Below are 15585 nucleotides of genomic sequence, written 5' to 3' on the forward strand. Positions count from 1 at the left end.
GTCCGGGACGGGGGAACCGGACTGTCAGCGGCCCACCGGTCTATGTGGCGTCCGCCTTCAGCACCTCGACGGGCGGGGTCTTGTGGCAGTCGCAGTCACAGCGGACGGTGAAGAGGAGTAGGCCGAGGGTCGCGGGCGGTATCGGCTTCAGCCGGACCTCGCCCGGTCCCTTGCAGAACGCGTGGATCTCGTCGGGTGTGGTGTCGGGCTCGTCGTTGTACATCTGGCAGTACGGGGACATGCGCCGGGCGTCGGCCGGGGCGGTCATGTCGGCGGCCACTGCGGCTGTGTCCACTCCGCGGCCAGCTGCTCGAAGTGGTTGCGGGTCTCTTCCAGTATCTCGGCGCTCCGCTCGGCCGATATGGCGGCGTCGAGCGCGGAGTCCAGGACCTTGCATCGGGTCCGGCCAGGTGCTCCGGCGGAGTAGAGCGGGGTGCCCAAGTCATCTACGACCAGTTTCCGCCCGTGCAGCGTGAGCTCGCTCATGAGGGTGGAGTAGCCGTATATCCCGGCGGCCAGGGGCACCACCCGGACGGTGAGTTCGCCCGTCGCTATGCGGTCTTGGAGGTGGGCTATCTGCGCCGCCACCACGGCCGGCGCTCCGAAGGGCCGCTGCAGCACGGACTCGTCCAGGAGCAGGGTGATATCCGCCTGGCCTGGTGGCAGGGCGCGAGGTACGGACCTGGTCCCTTCTGGATCTGGGATGAGGGCGGTGTACGCGGGGATCTGCAGGATGTCGGGGATCAGGTACATGGTGTATACGCGCACCGCGCTGGCCTCTTGCTCGCAGGCGGCCAGCCGTGCGGGCCAGCCGGGCGCGAAATCGGCCCACTGGTCGCGGCGCGGGGCGCGGACCATCCCGCACGTAGCCCTGATTACCGATGGATTGAGCTTGTAGTGGCCCAGCAGGCCAGCGACGTCTGGATCGCGCTGCGGAGAGATGCCGGTCTCAAGACGGCTCAGCTTTGCGGCTGAGCCCCGAATCACCCTGCCGGCGTCGCGAAGAGTCATGTCGCGGGAACGGCGCAGCGACCGTAAGTAGGCGCCGACCACCATGGTCGCGGCGGATGGTGCATCTTCGCGTGTGCTCGGCATGGCGGACGGACGGTCTCCCGACGGGGCGGTCATGATGCCGTCCTCTCGCGCTGCAGGGTGACGAGCACCGTGTAGAGGTCGGCGTCGGGGTGCGGCCGTCGGCGGTTGCAGTCCAGGCATAGGTGGCGCAGGCAGCCGGGCCCGGAGGCTGATGCGCGGAGTACGGTGATCGGTTCACGGGTGGGCTTGTCGCAGCGATAGCAGTATTCGGTCACCGGCGAAGCCCTCGCTGCTCTGCGGCCTTGGCCAGGGCCGCGAAGTAGGCGCCGTACAGGTCATCGGGGTCGGTCAGGAGACGCTGGTGATTCGGAGGGATGATCCACGATCGGCCGTGTTGGGTGTGGGGAGCGACGATCCGCGCGTGCGGAACGAGAAGGGTCTCGCCGGCGCCCAGCACGGTGGCGCCGTGCAGGTCCCAGCCGTCTGCCGCGTGGACGGGAACGGGGATCTCGACAGCCAGGTGGGCGTACAGCACCGGCCCGAGGGGCAACCCCATCTTCTGCAAGAGCCGGATGGCCTCCCACCCTGCCGGCTGCTCAAGACGTACGACGTCCCACGCCGTCCCGACGGGGAGTTCCGCCAGTTTGCCGTGCTCCCAGGCGAGGAGCACAGCACTGATGCTGGCTCCGGAGTCCTGGACCCACTGGGTGGGGCTCGCTTCGGCGTGGGTTCGTCTGACGTCCTGTCCGCGCTCTTGGCGGGTATGCATCAAGACGCCGGACACCGTCGCCTCGCCGTCTTCGTTCTGCGACTCGGGCACGAGTCCGCCCGATGCTGGTGTGGGGGTGGTGCTGCTGCGCGTCGTCATGGGTCGTTTGCCTCGCGCTTGCGGTCGATTCGGCGCCCCGTTCGCTCCCTACAGGGGAACGAGGAGCGAATGGGGCCGTCACCAGCCGTCCGCGCGGGGGCGTGGACGGCTTGCAACCAGACAACTTCCCCGTGGTGAGTGCCGGTTAGGGCGATCTGGGGTGTATCCGAAGGAACGCCCTAGGGTGATTTGACCTCCCATTTACCTGACGGTTCGAGGCGCGTGAGGCTACGGTGCCTTCATGGACACCACGCGCAATACGGCTCTTGAGGCGTGGATGGACGAGCACGGCTACAGCTCCAACAGCCTTGCTGAGGCGGTGAACAGAGCCCTTGAGCGACTTACCGGGCGCCCTGGTGGGCTGGATGGGTCGTCGGTCCGCGATTGGAAAGCGGGCAGAGTCCGATGGCCCAAATCGGCTACCCGCAAGGTGCTTGAGGACGTCACCGGCCTACCCGCCACCGCTTTAGGATTCGTGCCACGGGGCCGGACTCCGTCCACCCCAGCCTCACCGCAGGAGGACCCCGACATGAAGCGCCGCACCCTCGTTGGCGGCGTCGCCGCTGCCGCCGCGGCAGCCGCTCCCGGTGCCGCCGCACCCCGCCGCATCGGCATGAGTGACGTCGACCGCCTACAGGGCCGATTCGCCGAGATCATCGCCAGCGACCACCGCCACGGCGGACAACTCAACATTGAGCGGAGGGCTGCCACGCTCGCCGACGAGGCGCTAAACCTCCAGAACGCCGGCAGCGCCACTCAGCGCGTGCGCAGCAACCTCTATGCCTCCGCAGCGGCGTTCCGCTCCTCGGCCATGTGGGCCGCCATCGACGGGCGCCGATACGAAGACGCGAAGGCACACATGCGTGAGGCGCAGGCCCTAGCCGAGATGTCCGGCGACCAGGCGATCAAGTTCCGCATCTGGAGCCATACGGGCACCATGTACCGGCACTTGGGCCGCCCCGCTGACGCCTTCGCCGCCAACAATGTCGCCCGCAACCTGCACATCACGCGCCGCGACCCCCTGTTCGCGTCCCTCGGCCTGGCCCGGCAGGCGGCCATTCACGGCGCGGCCCATGATCGCACTGGCACCCATCGCGCGTTCGAGCAGGCACAGGACGCCATGCTGCGTGCCGACCCCGGCGAATACCGGCCCGTGTGGATGCTCGCCTTCTACGGCCAGGCCGAGCTGGATTCCTTGGCCCTGTCGGCGTGCCTGGCGCTCGGCGACTACCCAACCGCCGAGTTCCACGCCCACCGCTGCCTATCCACCCTGCGCCCCCACATGGTCCGATCCCGTGCCATCACCACGACCCGGCTCGCACACGCCCAGCTCTCCCAGGGTGCGGCCGACGCCGCCACAGCCACCGCGATGAAGGTCCCCGCCGACGCCGCTACCCAACACGCCCGGGTGGCCCGCATGCTGCAAGAGTTCGGGGCTGCACTTCGCGCCACAGCACCAGGCAGCCCTACCGTGCAGACCTGGACCGAGCACACCGCCATCTGGAGGGCATCCGCATGACGACGGCACCTACGATCGAGCTTCGGACCGAAACCGCCCTTGAACCCATCCGCGGCGACGTGATCGATGTGTACGCCGACGTGCGCGCTCCGCTACTCCACCTGCCGAACTACGCCATCACCGCATTCGGTGAGCGCCTGGACCGCCACGGCAGCGAATCGGGGTTCGTGGCCGTCCTTGCGTACGCGGACGGGCATCCGGTCGGCTACGCCTACGGCAACACCATCGAGCACGGTGACCGGTACTGGCAGCGCACCACTCCGGCGCCGACGGTCAAGTACACCGAGCTTCCGGCTGTGGCCCTGAAGGAGATTGGAGTCCGGGCCGCCTGGCGGAAGACCGGAACCGCCCGGCGTATCCATGACGCCCTCCTCGCCACCCGTGCGGAGCCATACGTCACGCTCATGGTCAACCCGGCCGCTGGTGACGGGAAGGTCCACGCGCTCTACCGGTCGTGGGGGTACGAGGACATCGGGCAGAGCCAGCCGTCACCAGCCTCGCCTGTTCTCCGGGTGATGATCCGCGCCATCCGCTGAACCTGCGCTGTCTCCGCCTCGGGTAATCCTTGGCATGACGAAGGCCCCTCGCCCGGCCCGGAGGCCAGCGAGGGGCACAGTGCGGGACGTCAGCGGGCCAGTACGAAAGTGATCTCCGTATCCGGGCACCCATCCGCGATCCGATTGAGCGCCGCCACCTCCGCCGCGTCAGCCTTCTCACGCCAGCGGGACTTCACCACCACCCAGTCGACGAGGTAGTCGCACCGGTTGAGGGCTGGCACCCACTCGGCAGGATCCTTGTCGCCCTTCGCCTGGTTGACGTTGTCCGTCACTGCAGTCAGCGACCGCTCGTCGCCCAAGTCGTTGGCGTACGCGTTCCGCTCGGCTGACGTCCACGCCGAGGCCCCGGAGTCCCACGCCTCGGCGAGCGGGACGACGTGATCAATATCGAGATCGTTCGGATCAGTCCAGGTCTCGCCGTCGTACCACGAGTACCAGCTGCCGCCGGTGAGCTTGCACCGCGGGCCGATCTGGGGCGCGATGACCGCCTCGGCGATCAGGACTTCGTGCCTGGTGTTGCAGCCATCGTGGTCCTCGTCCAGCCACAACCGGAACTTGTCGCGGGTGTATCCGGTACGGTCCTCGTCCGCGATCGGCAGAGCCACAATCCCCCGCCGCACGGTCGTTGTTACCGTGTCACCTGGAGCTCCCGGGACTACTGAGGCCGGAGCCGTGGAGCTGATCACTGCCGCTGGAGCTTGCAGGGCTGCTGAAACTGGAGCCGTCGAGCCGACCAGTGCCGCCAGCGCGAGCAGGGCGGAGAGGACTGCTGCTCTGAACCTTCCCATGCCACTCCTCCGTAGGGGATCGGCACCGTAGCGGCTGCCACCTGCGGACCACTCGACCGCCGCGCGCGTGAGTCTTCGAAGGCCGGACTTATGGTCCAGCCGTCGACACCCCAGACAGACTCATCGACCTCCAGCAGGCAGCCGACGCCGAGCATGCCGAGCTTTCCGGGGCTCGACGGCGACGAGCACGCCGCCCAGTGGGCGCGCTGGTACGACGCCGCCCTCGAAATCCAGGCCGCGGTGACCGAGTACGCCCAGGAGACAGGCACGCCGCGCTACCAGGTCGAGGCCGCGGTCAAGAAGGTCGTGCGGCACCTCTCGGTCGACGGCTAGGTGTATTGCCCTGTGAGGTTGGGGACGCGGCTGGCGGGTGGTCGGCTTTTCAGCGCGGTGTATCCACGGTGGTGATTGTAGGTGTGCAGCCAGGCGGGGAAGACGTCGCGTCGTTCCTGTTCGGATCGGTAGGGGCGAGCGTAGGCCGACTCGTCGAGCAGCGTGCGGTTCCCGCACGAGTGACATCCAGTAGCTCCCTCACGCACGACCGAGTTGGGTGCCCCGTTGTTGTCACCGCCAACAACTGGCCGCAAGCCGTCGCCGAGATAAGCGCCGAAGACCGCAGGTTTTGTCTCGAAAGTTGTGAAGGCTTCAGATGTCATTATTGGTCGCCGATCTCGAGCGCTGCGTGGCCAATATTCCGCAGATGATTTACTCGTAAAGTGGCAGTCATGGATGGAAAAATAAATCCAGCGAAGTTTCCCCGGCAGGGTAGTTCCGCTCTCGGCGAGTTCGACGGTGTCGTGGTCGTGTCTCATCCTCGATCACGCCGGAGGTCGCCCACATGGCACCTATCCTCTTCAGCGCCGTACCCGTTCTTCCATTCGTCGCCCAGACTGCACCGCTCGTGCTCCACGAGGCGCGCGCCTGCGTACGCTCTGGCCGCGGTCGCCATCGTCGCGTCCGGCGTGGCCGACACGCTGCGCGAGGTGCAGAGCGATGACTTTGGAGCCCGGCCGCCAGGAAACCGTTTGGTGCTGGAACAGTTGCACGCCCGGAGCCGCAGCTCGTGCCCGTGCGGCTCTCCGGCGCAGCCTGGCCCAACTAGACCTGCCTGGCGACGCAATCAGCGATGCGGTGCTCGCTGCTTCGGAGCTGATCGCTAACGCCATCGAACATGCCTGCGACCCATACGAAATGCGACTATGTCGCACAGACACCGGGCTCACCTGCGAGATCCAGGATGGTGACCCACGCATCCCGAAAATCACCTGTTCCCACTCAGCGGCGCCCCTAGCCTCAGAGTTGCAAGGGCCTGACGGCGGATTCGACGACCTGGCTGAATTGTTGCCCGAGCGGGGTAGAGGTATGCACATCGTCAACCAACTTACCTCTGGACGCTGGGGGTTTCGGCCTTCGGGATCTGGAGCAAAGGTCGCATGGATGGCGATCCCCGGCTCGGGAAGCGGCTGACTCCAGACATCAAGTCAACCTCAACGGAGGACGGCCTGCACGCCTGGAATGACCGTCGCGTGTCCGTCAATGCACTTATGGACACGCGGTGGTCACCAGTATGGATGAAACACGGATCGTGCGTCCGTAGAGTCGCTGCAGTTCTGATGCAATGGAAAACGGCAGGGTGAATGACGCTTCGCGGACGCAGGCTGTTCCGATTGTCGTAATAGTGAGAACGCGGCAAGATTCTATCCCTTGTGGGGTTGGAGACCGCAGGATGAAGGGGGCTGTATGGAAGTCCCGGAAATCGATATGTTACTGTCCGCGATGTCTGGAAAATGGAAGGCGGAGATGCGTGCGTAGATTCGGCTTTTCGGGAGCGGGTGGGGTCTCTGTATTCATCTTGGTGGCCGGAGTGTTCCTGGCTAGCTGCTCGAAGGCAGATTCGAGATCCGAGTCCCCTGTCGAGGATGGGGGGAAGTCGTTGTCGACGGAGTCTCCGAGCGTGGGTAAAGGACCGGAAGGCCCTGCCCTGGTGGCTTACCGCGCGATGTGGCGTGACCTGACTGTAGTGTCCGCTGCACCTGATCCTGATGCCCCAAGACTTCGTGACCATGCCGCGCAAGGCGCTTTAGAGCTGATGAAGTATGGGCTGACGAGGGCCAAGAAGGAGAAAGTTGTCAGTAAGGGTACGCCGCACGTCAATCCGGAGGTGGTCACGGCAACCACCAAGGAGGTGAAGTTGCAAGACTGTGTGGACGGCACGGACTGGCTGCAGTACAAGCTCAACGGAGAGTTGAAGAACGATGTTCCTGGCAGTCACTTCAAGGTGGATGCCAGGGTGTTCCGTAACGGCACTGTATGGAAAGTTTCTTACCTCTACATGCATGAGGCCGGAACGTGTTGACCGTACGGCACGTCGGAGTCTGGACTCTCGTTTCACTGCTCGGAACCCTGGATGTCATGACGGCCGTGCTCCCCGCGCAAGCTGACGAACAGCGGGACCTTTTCGGTGGGGTGAGTTGTGCGGTTGGCGGATGCGAGGTACGGGCTGAAGTTCAGGGCGGACGTGCCGCAGGCGTCGGCCGGCAACCCAGTGCTCGTTCTCAACGAGGTCTCTCGTGGCGTGGTAGGAGCGCTTCCTCTGGGCGACCAACCATCAAGTCGGATGGTTGGGAGTTCGATCTTGGCGAGGGCATGGGGATTCTGCCCCGTTTCGATGGCGAGAAGCCGAAGAAGTCCAAGACGAAGCACAAGCGGAAGGTTTCGGTTGAGGCCGTTGCTCGGCGAGCTGTGGAGAAGCTGACGCTGCCGAAGCCGGTGATTCGTACGAGTCCGGATGAGGATGACGTGCAGGTGGTGGGGGTTCCGACGTGGATGTGGGTGCAGCGCAGCACGTGGGTGCCGGTAACTCAGACGGCTGAGGTGCCGGGGCTGACGGTGACGGCGACGGCCCGTCCGCATAGGGCTGTGTGGTCGATGGGTGAGGGTGGTGCGGTGACGTGTACCGGGCCTGGAACGCCGTATTCGGGGAAGTTCCGGCCGGAGGAGCAGTCGCCGGATTGCGGTTACACCTACCGGATGTCGTCGTTGGCTGAGCCCGGCCGGAAATTCGCGGTGTCGGTACAGGTTGGGTGGGATGTCGAGTGGCATGGTGGCGGTCGGGCTGGGCGGGTGCCGGGGCTGGTGATAGCCGCCGAGAGGCCGATTGAGGTCGATGAGGTGCAGGCTGTCGTCGTGCGCTGACAGCCTTTCGGTAGAACACGGTTCCGCGGGATGCGGGCTGGATGCAATGAGCGAGTCTTTTCCTTCCTGTGGAGTGGATTGTGGGTAGCGCCATGTCACCTTCGCGCCCCAAGGGCGTGAGCATTGGATTGCCGGGGGCGCGTCGGCCTGATCCGCAGCAGCGGCCGTCGGCTGTGACGGGCGGGGCGCGGCGCAGGTTGGGGTGGGTCTGGGCCGGTGTGGGGACGGTGGTCGTGTCGGCGGTCGGCTTTGCGCTCGTCGCGTCGGCGGTGGGTGAGCGGGGACAGGTGCTGGTGCTGGCACGGGATGTGCCCGCAGGGCACGTCCTGACTGCGGGTGATCTGCGACAGGTTGAGGTTGCGTCCGAGACCGGAGTGGTGGCTGCGGCGGGCCGGTCGGGGGTGCTGGGGCGGCGGGCGCGAGTGCCGCTGGTGGCTGGGTCGCTGTTGGCGCCAGGGCAGTTCGGCGGACGGAGAGCCTTTCCGCCCAAGGGTCAGTCAGAGGTGGCCTTCGCTGTGGAGGCGGGCAGCGCGTCGCCGGGCGTGGTGCGAGGTGACCGGGTCGCCGTATTGGAGGGGCCCGGCGGCACGGATGGCGGGACCGGAGATGGGGCGGCGGCTTCGGCTCCCGTGGTGGGGACGGTGACGGGGATGAAGGCTCCTGAGTCTCCGGGTGGTGTGCGGGTGGTGACGGTGCTGGTGGAGACCGGCGCGGTGCGTCGGGCTGCGGGTATGGAACGTCCGCGTGTGGTGGTGCTGCCTGCTGAGGGGCGGGAGGCGCCATGAGGCGGTTGATCACGGTGGGGTCGGTGAAGGGCGCGCCCGGGGTGACTACGACCGTGTTGGCTCTTGCGGCGGCCTGGCCGGATCGGGCTGATGAGGGGGTGCGGCCGGTGGTGGTGGAGGCCGATGTCTCGGGCGGGGATCTCGCGGTCCGGTTCGGCTGCCCGCATACGCCGGGGTTGCTGGACGTGGCCACCGCGGCCCGAAAGGATCACCCGGGCTCGCTGCTGGGAGCGACGGCTGAACTTCCCTTCGGTGTGCGGGTGGTTGCCTCACCGGCGGGCGGCAGGGCGTGTGCAGAGGCGGTTCGTCTGGTTGCCGAGTCCGGGCAGCGGGTGCTGCTGGGCGAGGAAGGTGATCAGGGCACGGTCGTGCTGGACGTGGGCCGTATCGGTGCGGGCGTCGACGGTCTGCTGGACGCGGCTGAGGCGGTAGTGCTGGTGTCCCGGGGAGGGGCGGATGCGCTGGCGCACGTGTACGCGCACCTGGCGGAGGCCGGGCCGTTGGTGGAGCGGTATCTGCTGGTCGTGATCGGCCCGTGCCCGTATGGGCCCGGGGAGATCACCGCGACGCTCGGAGTGGCACGGGTCGCTTTCTTGCCGTGGGATCCGAAGGCAGCCGCCGTGTTGGCCGGTCACTCCCGTGCGGCGTTGCGCACCAGCGGGTTGAGGGCACTGCGGCTGATGGCAGCGGCGCGTGAGGTGGCAGGGCAGCTGAGCGGGGGCGGTGAGGTGGCGGTGGCGGGGCTGAGTGCTGATCTTGCCGGGCTGGGCGCGGTGCCGGCCCAAGGCGGCGCTGTTCCGCATGGCCTGGCGGGGCTGGCGGCGAAGGAGGCCGGCTCGTGAGCGCGATGGTCGAACGTGCCGTGTGTGGTGCTGCTGGTGAGCGGGAGCTGGCGGCGGCGGTGCGGGAGCGGGTGGTGGCCCGCCTGGCGGCGTACGCCGATGAGCGAGAAGCCGCTGGTCTGCCGCCCGAGGACGATGCACAGCGGAGGGCGACGGCCCAGCGCCTGGTGGAGGAGGAGCTTGCGGTGCGGGCCCGGGCGGCGTTGGCTCAGGGCAGTCTCGCCTTCGACCGGGCGGCGGAAGAACGTATCGCGCAGACGGTCACCGACGCGCTGTTCGGCACCGGCTCTCTGGAGCGGCTGTTGGCTGATGAGTCGGTCGAGAACATCTGCGTCAACGGGTGCGACACCGTCTGGATCCGCCGAGCGGACGGCACGTGGCGCCCAGGGCCTGCGGTAGCGGCATCGGACGCCGAGCTGGTCGAGATGGTCCGCACGCTGGCGGCGAGCGTGGAGGGCGAGGAGCGCCGGTTCGACCGTGGCGTGCCCCGGCTGAATGTGCAGCTGCCGGACGGCTCGAGGCTGTTCGCAGTGATGGCCGTCACCGGGCGCGTGTCGCTGTCGGTACGCCGTCACCGGTTTCCCGCTGCCTCGATGGAGGACCTGGTGAGGCTTGGGGTGTGTGATGAGCCCATGGCCGCGTTTCTGTCGGCGTTGGTACGGGCGCGTAAGAACATCATCATCGGCGGCGGCACCAATGTCGGAAAGACCACCGTACTGCGCGCGTTCGCCTCCCAGATCCCGCCCATCGAGCGGCTGATCACGATCGAGGACACCTTCGAACTCGGCCTCGACACGAATGCGGTGGCTCACCCGAATGTGGTGGCGATGCAGGCCCGCGAGCCGAACATCGAAGGCCAGGGCGCCATCGACCAGGCGGAGCTGGTGCGCTGGGGGCTGCGCATGTCCCCGGATCGGGTGATTGTCGGCGAGATCCGCGGCAGTGAAGTCATCCCGATGTGCAACGCCATGAGCCAGGGCAACGACGGATCGCTGTCCACCATCCACGCCTCCACCTCCCGCGGAGTGTTCACCAAGCTCGCCGCCTACGCCGCCCAAGCACCCGAGCGCCTGTCGCTGGAGGCGACGAACCTGCTGGTGGCCTCCGCGGTGCACTTTGTGGTGCACCTCGGGTGGGACACCGAGGGTCGGCGCGCGATCGACTCGGTACGCGAGGTCGTCGACGCCGACGGACCCCAACTGGTCTCCAACGAGATCTACCGTCCAGGACCCGACGGCCGAGCCGTACCGGCCACTCCCTTGCGCACCGAGACACTCCATGACTTGATCGCCGCCGGCCTGGATGCCGAGGCAGCGGGCCTCCACTGGTGGGGAGCCGTCCGATGACCGCTGCACCGCTGGGCGACGCCGCCCGCATCCTCGCCGTGCTGCTCGGCGCCTGTTTTGGCACCGGCCTGCTCCTGATCGCGCTCGGCGCGCTGCGCCGGCCCACACACGGTGAGGAAGACAGAGGCGGGTGGCGACGGCGGCTGGCCGGCCGCCTTCCGGTGAGCTGGAACAAGCGCCGCTTCACCGTCGCCCTGGTCGCCGGGGTGGCAGTCGGGGCGTTGACGAGGTGGCCGGTAGCCGCCCTGCTGACGACCGCCGCGCTGCTCACCCTGCCCGGCTTGCTCGGTTCGGACAGTGCGGCTGCTCGGCGCACCGAGCGGATGGAAGCCCTCGCGCTGTGGACGGAGATGCTGCGCGACACCCTCTCGGCTGCTGCCGGACTGGAGCAGGCCGTCCTGACCACCGCCGACATCGCCCCGTCCGCGCTGCGGCGAGAGCTGGGCGACCTGGCTGTGTCGGTCCGCTCCGGCCAGTCGCTGCCCGCATCCTTGCGTTCCTTCGCCGATGAGGTGGATGACCCGCTCGCGGATGTCGTGGTCGCTGCCTTGGTCATGGCCGCGCAGCGGCAGGCCAGCCAGCTGGCCGCGCTGCTGGGGGAGCTGGCGGACTCGGTGCGCGAGCAGGTCGCCATGCGTCAGCGCATCGACGCGGGGCGCGCCAGCATCCGCGCCGGCGTGCGCGTCACCGTCACGGTCACTCTGGGCATGGCGGTCGGCCTGACTGTCTTCAACCGGCCCTACCTCGACCCCTTCAACACCCTTTCCGGCCAGGTGGTGCTGGCGATTGTGGGCGCGTTGTTCGCGCTCTCCTTTACCTGGCTGACCGCCATCGGCCGCCTCCACGAACCCGTGCGCCTCATTGACCCCACCCCCGCCGGGGCACGGGGTGAGGCGGGGAGGACGCTGTGATCATCATCGTGCTGGGTGCCGTGTTCGGCGTCGGGCTGGTCGTCCTGGCCTACGGATTGCTCCCGCCACGGCCTGCGCTCGCGGACATCCTCGCCACACTCGACTCGCCCCCGCCACCACCCGAGGTGGTCACCTCGGAGGCGGAGGAATCGGAGTGGGCCACGCGGCTCGGCCGCAGGGCCGTCCCTCTGGTACGGGCGCTGGGTTTCCCCACCGCCTCCTTGCGCGCGGACCTCGCGGTGTGCGGGACGGACGTGGACAAGCACCTGGCGGGCAAGGCGACCTGCGCAGCCGCAGGACTGCTGTTGCCCTGGGCCGCTACCGTGCTCGTCCGCTTCGGCGCCGGAGTCGAGGCGGGCTGGTGGATGCCGCTGGCCGGCTCACTTGCCACTGCCGTGGTGCTGTTCTTCGTCCCGGACATGGCCGTGCGCAAGAAGGCTGCCGAACGGCGGCGGCAGATGCGGCACACGCTCACCCTGATCCTGGACCTGACCGCGATCTCCCTCGCGGGCGGAGCCGGCGTCCAACAGGCCCTTGCCGACGCCGCCCAGGCACCGCAAGGCTGGGCCGCCGCCAAACTGCGCCACGCCCTGCACGTCGCGCAGCTGACCCGGACCAGCCCGTGGCAGCACCTGGCTGACCTCGGGCGGCACTTGAAGGTCAGCGATCTGTCGGAACTCGCTGCCACGCTCAATCTGGCTGGCGCTGAAGGCGCCAAAGTCCGCGCCTCACTGGCCGCGAAGGCCCGCGCGATGCGCCGCCGCCAGCTCTCGGAAGCCGACGGGGCAGCCCAAGCGGCCACCGAGCAGATGTCGCTGCCCGTCGTCCTGCTCTTCGCCGCGTTCCTGCTCCTGATCGGCTATCCCGCACTCGCCCACGTCCTCGCCGTGAGCTGACCACGAAATACCACCCACAGTCTCGAACCCGCTGGATCCATGCACGAAAACCGGAGAACGATCGCTATGTTCCGCTCGCGCTTCCATGCTCTGGCTGCCGCCTTGCGCACCCACACCGACCTTGCACGCCGCCGCGCCCGCGGTGACGCGGGCTACACCACCGAGACCATCCTCGTCACCGCGCTGCTGGTCATCCTTGCTGTGACCGTCGTCGGGATCATCACCGCCAAGGTTCTCGGCAAGGCCAACGGCATCGACCTGGGATAACCGGTGAAGCACATGCAGAGCCCACGCGGCGATCGAGGCGCCGTCACTGCCCAGCTCGTCGTGGTCGTGCCGCTGCTGCTGATACTCGCTCTGACGGTTGTACAGGTCGCGCTGGCCTGGCACGCCCGGCACATCGCCCAGTACGCGGCCGAAAGAGCCCTGGCCGCAGCCCGGGCGAAGGACGGCAGCGCAACCGACGGCAGGGCGCAGGGCAGACGCAGCCTGGCCCAGCTCGGAAGCCGGGTCCTCACCTCCCCCTCGGTGACGGTACGCCGCACATCTACCCAGGCCACCGTGCACGTGAAGGGGTCGGTGATGCCTGTGCTGCCGGGCCTGCATCTGACCGCGACCGGAACAGCCTCCGGCGCTGTCGAGCGCATCACCACCCCGACGGGGCAGCGGCCATGAGCGTGAGAACACCCCCCGGACGGCGAGAAGCGGACCGTGGATCTGCTGCTGTGGAATTCGTCCTTGTCACCCCCTTGCTCATGCTCGTTCTCCTCACCGTGGTCGCTTTGGGACGTCTGGCGGATGCACGGCTGATCGTGGCGGATGCCGCCCACCAGGCTGCCCGGGCGGCGTCCCTCGCCCGCACCGAAGCCCAAGCCCGCGCCGCCGCCCGACGCAGCACTGATGCCGCACTCAATAAGGCGGGGGCCGCATGCTCGCGTCCCAAGGTCGCCCTCGCCACAAACGGACTTCGGCCGGGCGGTGTCGTAACCGCGAAAATCACCTGCACCGTCGAGCTGCGAGACCTCACGCACGCCGGCATGCCGGGCCGCATCACCCTCCACGGCACCGCCTTCTCCCCAGTCGACGTACACCGGAGCGCACCGTGAACCTCCATGCGCATCTCGAAGCGGTCCGGTCGAAAATCGCCGGCGGCGATGACCGCGGCCAGGTGACCTCATTCGTCATGGGCGTGATGCTGGCATTGTGGCTGTTCGCCGGGATCGTCATCGACGGCGGCCTGGCCCTGGCCGGCAAGGCCCGCGCCCTGGACGTGGCACAGGAGGCCGCCAGAACCGGAGCCCAACAACTCGACATCGGCCGACTGCGCAGCACCGACGATGTCCGGCTCCTCCGAAGCAAGGCCGCCCGGGCCGCTACGGCGTACGTGAGGGCCACGGGCGACACCGGCAGCGCGACGGTGCAGGGCGACGAGGTCACCGTGCATGTCACCCACCACCAGCCCGCCCAGATCCTGCAGCTGGTCGGCGTACGCACCCTCACGGTGACCGCCCACGCCACCGTGCGCGCCGAACGCGCCAACGCCAACCCATAGCCATAGCGCACACGGGAAGTCGAAGAGGGCCAACGCTCATGACCTACCGATTCACACCGGGACCACGGATCCGCGCCGCAGCCACGGCAACGGGTACAGCCGCCATCACCCTCGCCCTGTTGGCCGGCATGCCCTACGTGCTGTGGCAGGCGACCGGCGTGCCCTGGCCCGACCGGATCGGCTCCTGGCAGGACCTGGACGAACGGGTCATGCAGCCCATCACCGACCCGGTCATCATCGACCTCCTGGCCATGGTCGGCTGGGTGTGCTGGGCCGCCTTCGCCTGCTCCATCCTCAAAGAAGTCGCCTGGTACGCGAGCCACGTGCCGCAGCTGCTGCGCGACCGCACCGCCCACACAGCTCACCTGGAGACGCTGTCGGTGCAGCGGACGCTGGCCGCGCTGTGTATCGGCACACTCGTCCTGGCCCTGGTCAGCCTGTGGCGGCCCTACGTCGCACATGCTCATCCCCATGCCACCTCAGGAGATCTTCGCGTCCCTGTAGCTTCCACGGCTCCCGTCACCCCGGCGGCATCTTCGGAAACCGAGCGCCCCTCGATGCGGGAAGCGAGGATCGCTGAGAGCCGGTGCGTGGAGTACACCGTGGCGGAAGGCGACACTTTGTGGGACATCGCCGCAACACACATGGGCGACCCGCTGAAATGGCCGCGCATCTACGCGCTGAATAAGACACGCGTCCAGTCCGACGGCGGCCGACTGAGCGACCCGGACCGGATCACGCCGGGCTGGCAACTCGGCATCCCCGTCATCTCATCCGCCTCATCGCCACGGCCTCCTGCTCCGCCAACCCCGCCTGCCGCACCGGCGAAGCCTTCCTCTCCCTCCACATCAGCGGAAGGCCTCCCCACCCAGCCGGCACCCGGCCTCAGCCCGCGGCGTGAGGCGGAGAGCCGAGCCACCCCCGGCCAATCCGCGAGCCATGTGCGGTCAGGGCCGGTCGCGATCAGCGTCGGGACAGCGAGCATCATCGGCATCACCAGCGCCGCCGGCATCCTCGCCGCACTGCGCTTCTTCCGCTTCTACCAGAACCGCTCCCGCCGCCCCGGCCTCAATGCGCAGGTCCCGCCACTGAGCCCCGCGATCGAGAAAGCCGTCCTGGCAGCGAGCGAGGCTGCCCTGCCCCGCACCACAGACGCCGATCCGAAAACGCTGATCACGCGCCGCACCCCACCCGCACCACCCCAGCCAGCCCCCACCGTGACCATCGGGATCGCCAACGCCGCCGAAGTCCCACTGGCCACCCTCGCCCGGGCAGGCGGCTGCTCCTGGAC

20 protein-coding genes and 2 pseudogenes are annotated in these 15585 nt (G+C 68.0%); 16 read left to right on the forward strand and 6 right to left on the reverse strand.

Features of this window, described 5'->3' with window-relative positions:
- Positions 1 to 40 precede the first annotated feature (40 nt).
- The 4 genes and pseudogenes from CCN51_RS15655 to CCN51_RS15670 form a co-directional block, all read right to left on the reverse strand.
- Entirely contained in the window at positions 41 to 280 is a 240-nt protein-coding gene (locus tag CCN51_RS15655; RefSeq protein WP_014181094.1) for a hypothetical protein, read from the reverse strand.
- On the reverse strand, positions 265 to 858 hold the full coding sequence (locus CCN51_RS15660; protein ID WP_238545503.1) for a Scr1 family TA system antitoxin-like transcriptional regulator: 594 nt from the start codon (positions 856 to 858) through the stop codon (positions 265 to 267). The genes CCN51_RS15655 and CCN51_RS15660 overlap by 16 nt, the downstream gene beginning before the upstream one ends.
- Before the next feature lie 36 nt (positions 859 to 894).
- Positions 895 to 1215, reverse strand: a pseudogene (locus CCN51_RS59955) (helix-turn-helix domain-containing protein); the annotation flags it as partial.
- 91 nt (positions 1216 to 1306) lie between these two features.
- Positions 1307 to 1903 carry a hypothetical protein gene (locus CCN51_RS15670; RefSeq protein ID WP_238545504.1) on the reverse strand — a complete coding sequence of 199 codons (597 nt, stop codon included), beginning with the start codon at positions 1901 to 1903 and terminating at the stop codon, positions 1307 to 1309.
- 277 nt (positions 1904 to 2180) lie between these two features.
- Here CCN51_RS15670 and CCN51_RS15675 point away from each other — a divergent pair, with 277 nt between their 5' ends.
- Together CCN51_RS15675 and CCN51_RS15680 are read left to right on the forward strand one after the other, a co-directional pair.
- On the forward strand, positions 2181 to 3422 hold the full coding sequence (locus tag CCN51_RS15675) for an NsdA family TPR-like regulatory protein (RefSeq protein ID WP_483883439.1): 1242 nt from the start codon (positions 2181 to 2183) through the stop codon (positions 3420 to 3422).
- The gene (locus CCN51_RS15680; protein WP_014181098.1) at positions 3419 to 3958 is read left to right on the forward strand and encodes a GNAT family N-acetyltransferase; all 540 of its coding nucleotides are present in this window, start codon (positions 3419 to 3421) and stop codon (positions 3956 to 3958) included. Before CCN51_RS15675 ends, CCN51_RS15680 begins: the two co-directional genes overlap by 4 nt.
- An 89-nt stretch (positions 3959 to 4047) precedes the next feature.
- On the opposite strand, the gene CCN51_RS15685 is transcribed toward CCN51_RS15680, so the two are convergent.
- Positions 4048 to 4584, reverse strand: a complete 537-nt coding sequence (locus tag CCN51_RS15685) for an HNH endonuclease family protein (RefSeq protein WP_319637682.1) — start codon at positions 4582 to 4584, stop codon at positions 4048 to 4050.
- A 336-nt stretch (positions 4585 to 4920) separates the two neighbouring features.
- Between CCN51_RS15685 and CCN51_RS15690 the strand changes: the two genes are divergently transcribed.
- Entirely contained in the window at positions 4921 to 5100 is a 180-nt protein-coding gene (locus CCN51_RS15690) for a hypothetical protein (protein WP_014181100.1), read from the forward strand.
- On the opposite strand, the pseudogene CCN51_RS15695 reads toward CCN51_RS15690, so the two are convergent.
- Positions 5097 to 5270 (reverse strand): annotated as a pseudogene (locus CCN51_RS15695) (IS481 family transposase); the annotation flags it as partial. The gene CCN51_RS15690 and the pseudogene CCN51_RS15695 overlap by 4 nt on opposite strands.
- 490 nt (positions 5271 to 5760) lie before the next feature.
- Between CCN51_RS15695 and CCN51_RS15700 the strand changes: the two are divergent.
- The 13 genes from CCN51_RS15700 to CCN51_RS15760 form a co-directional block, all read left to right on the forward strand.
- Entirely contained in the window at positions 5761 to 6234 is a 474-nt protein-coding gene (locus tag CCN51_RS15700) for an ATP-binding protein (protein ID WP_078610721.1), read from the forward strand.
- 487 nt (positions 6235 to 6721) lie between these two features.
- Complete coding sequence (locus CCN51_RS15705) at positions 6722 to 7123, forward strand: hypothetical protein (protein ID WP_238545505.1); 402 nt, start codon at positions 6722 to 6724, stop codon at positions 7121 to 7123.
- 290 nt (positions 7124 to 7413) lie between these two features.
- Complete coding sequence (locus tag CCN51_RS15710; RefSeq protein ID WP_014181102.1) at positions 7414 to 7962, forward strand: hypothetical protein; 549 nt, start codon at positions 7414 to 7416, stop codon at positions 7960 to 7962.
- 233 nt (positions 7963 to 8195) lie between these two features.
- A complete protein-coding gene (locus tag CCN51_RS15715) occupies positions 8196 to 8747 on the forward strand; it encodes an SAF domain-containing protein (protein WP_245881628.1) in 552 nt (183 codons plus the stop codon).
- Entirely contained in the window at positions 8744 to 9589 is an 846-nt protein-coding gene (locus tag CCN51_RS15720; RefSeq protein WP_014181104.1) for a CpaE/TadZ family protein, read from the forward strand. The genes CCN51_RS15715 and CCN51_RS15720 overlap by 4 nt, the downstream gene beginning before the upstream one ends.
- 5 nt (positions 9590 to 9594) lie before the next feature.
- On the forward strand, positions 9595 to 10935 hold the full coding sequence (locus CCN51_RS15725; protein ID WP_043492260.1) for a TadA family conjugal transfer-associated ATPase: 1341 nt from the start codon (positions 9595 to 9597) through the stop codon (positions 10933 to 10935).
- Complete coding sequence (locus CCN51_RS15730; protein WP_014181106.1) at positions 10932 to 11846, forward strand: type II secretion system F family protein; 915 nt, start codon at positions 10932 to 10934, stop codon at positions 11844 to 11846. Before CCN51_RS15725 ends, CCN51_RS15730 begins: the two co-directional genes overlap by 4 nt.
- Positions 11843 to 12742, forward strand: a complete 900-nt coding sequence (locus CCN51_RS15735) for a type II secretion system F family protein (protein WP_014181107.1) — start codon at positions 11843 to 11845, stop codon at positions 12740 to 12742. Before CCN51_RS15730 ends, CCN51_RS15735 begins: the two co-directional genes overlap by 4 nt.
- Before the next feature lie 66 nt (positions 12743 to 12808).
- Positions 12809 to 13009, forward strand: coding sequence for a hypothetical protein (locus tag CCN51_RS15740; protein ID WP_014181108.1), 201 nt, complete (start codon positions 12809 to 12811; stop codon positions 13007 to 13009).
- A gap of 12 nt (positions 13010 to 13021) precedes the next feature.
- The gene (locus CCN51_RS15745) at positions 13022 to 13417 is read left to right on the forward strand and encodes a TadE/TadG family type IV pilus assembly protein (protein ID WP_014181109.1); all 396 of its coding nucleotides are present in this window, start codon (positions 13022 to 13024) and stop codon (positions 13415 to 13417) included.
- Positions 13418 to 13467: 50 nt separating this feature from the next.
- Entirely contained in the window at positions 13468 to 13848 is a 381-nt protein-coding gene (locus CCN51_RS15750) for a TadE/TadG family type IV pilus assembly protein (RefSeq protein ID WP_014181110.1), read from the forward strand.
- Positions 13845 to 14294 (forward strand): pilus assembly protein TadG-related protein, encoded by a 450-nt coding sequence (locus tag CCN51_RS15755; RefSeq protein ID WP_014181111.1) that lies wholly within the window; start codon positions 13845 to 13847, stop codon positions 14292 to 14294. The genes CCN51_RS15750 and CCN51_RS15755 overlap by 4 nt, the downstream gene beginning before the upstream one ends.
- 128 nt (positions 14295 to 14422) lie before the next feature.
- Positions 14423 to 15585: LysM peptidoglycan-binding domain-containing protein (locus CCN51_RS15760; protein WP_245881629.1), on the forward strand; the 1163-nt coding region annotated here is incomplete at its 3' end.

This window comes from Streptomyces milbemycinicus (assembly GCF_002154605.1).
Classification (GTDB): domain Bacteria; phylum Actinomycetota; class Actinomycetes; order Streptomycetales; family Streptomycetaceae; genus Streptomyces; species Streptomyces milbemycinicus.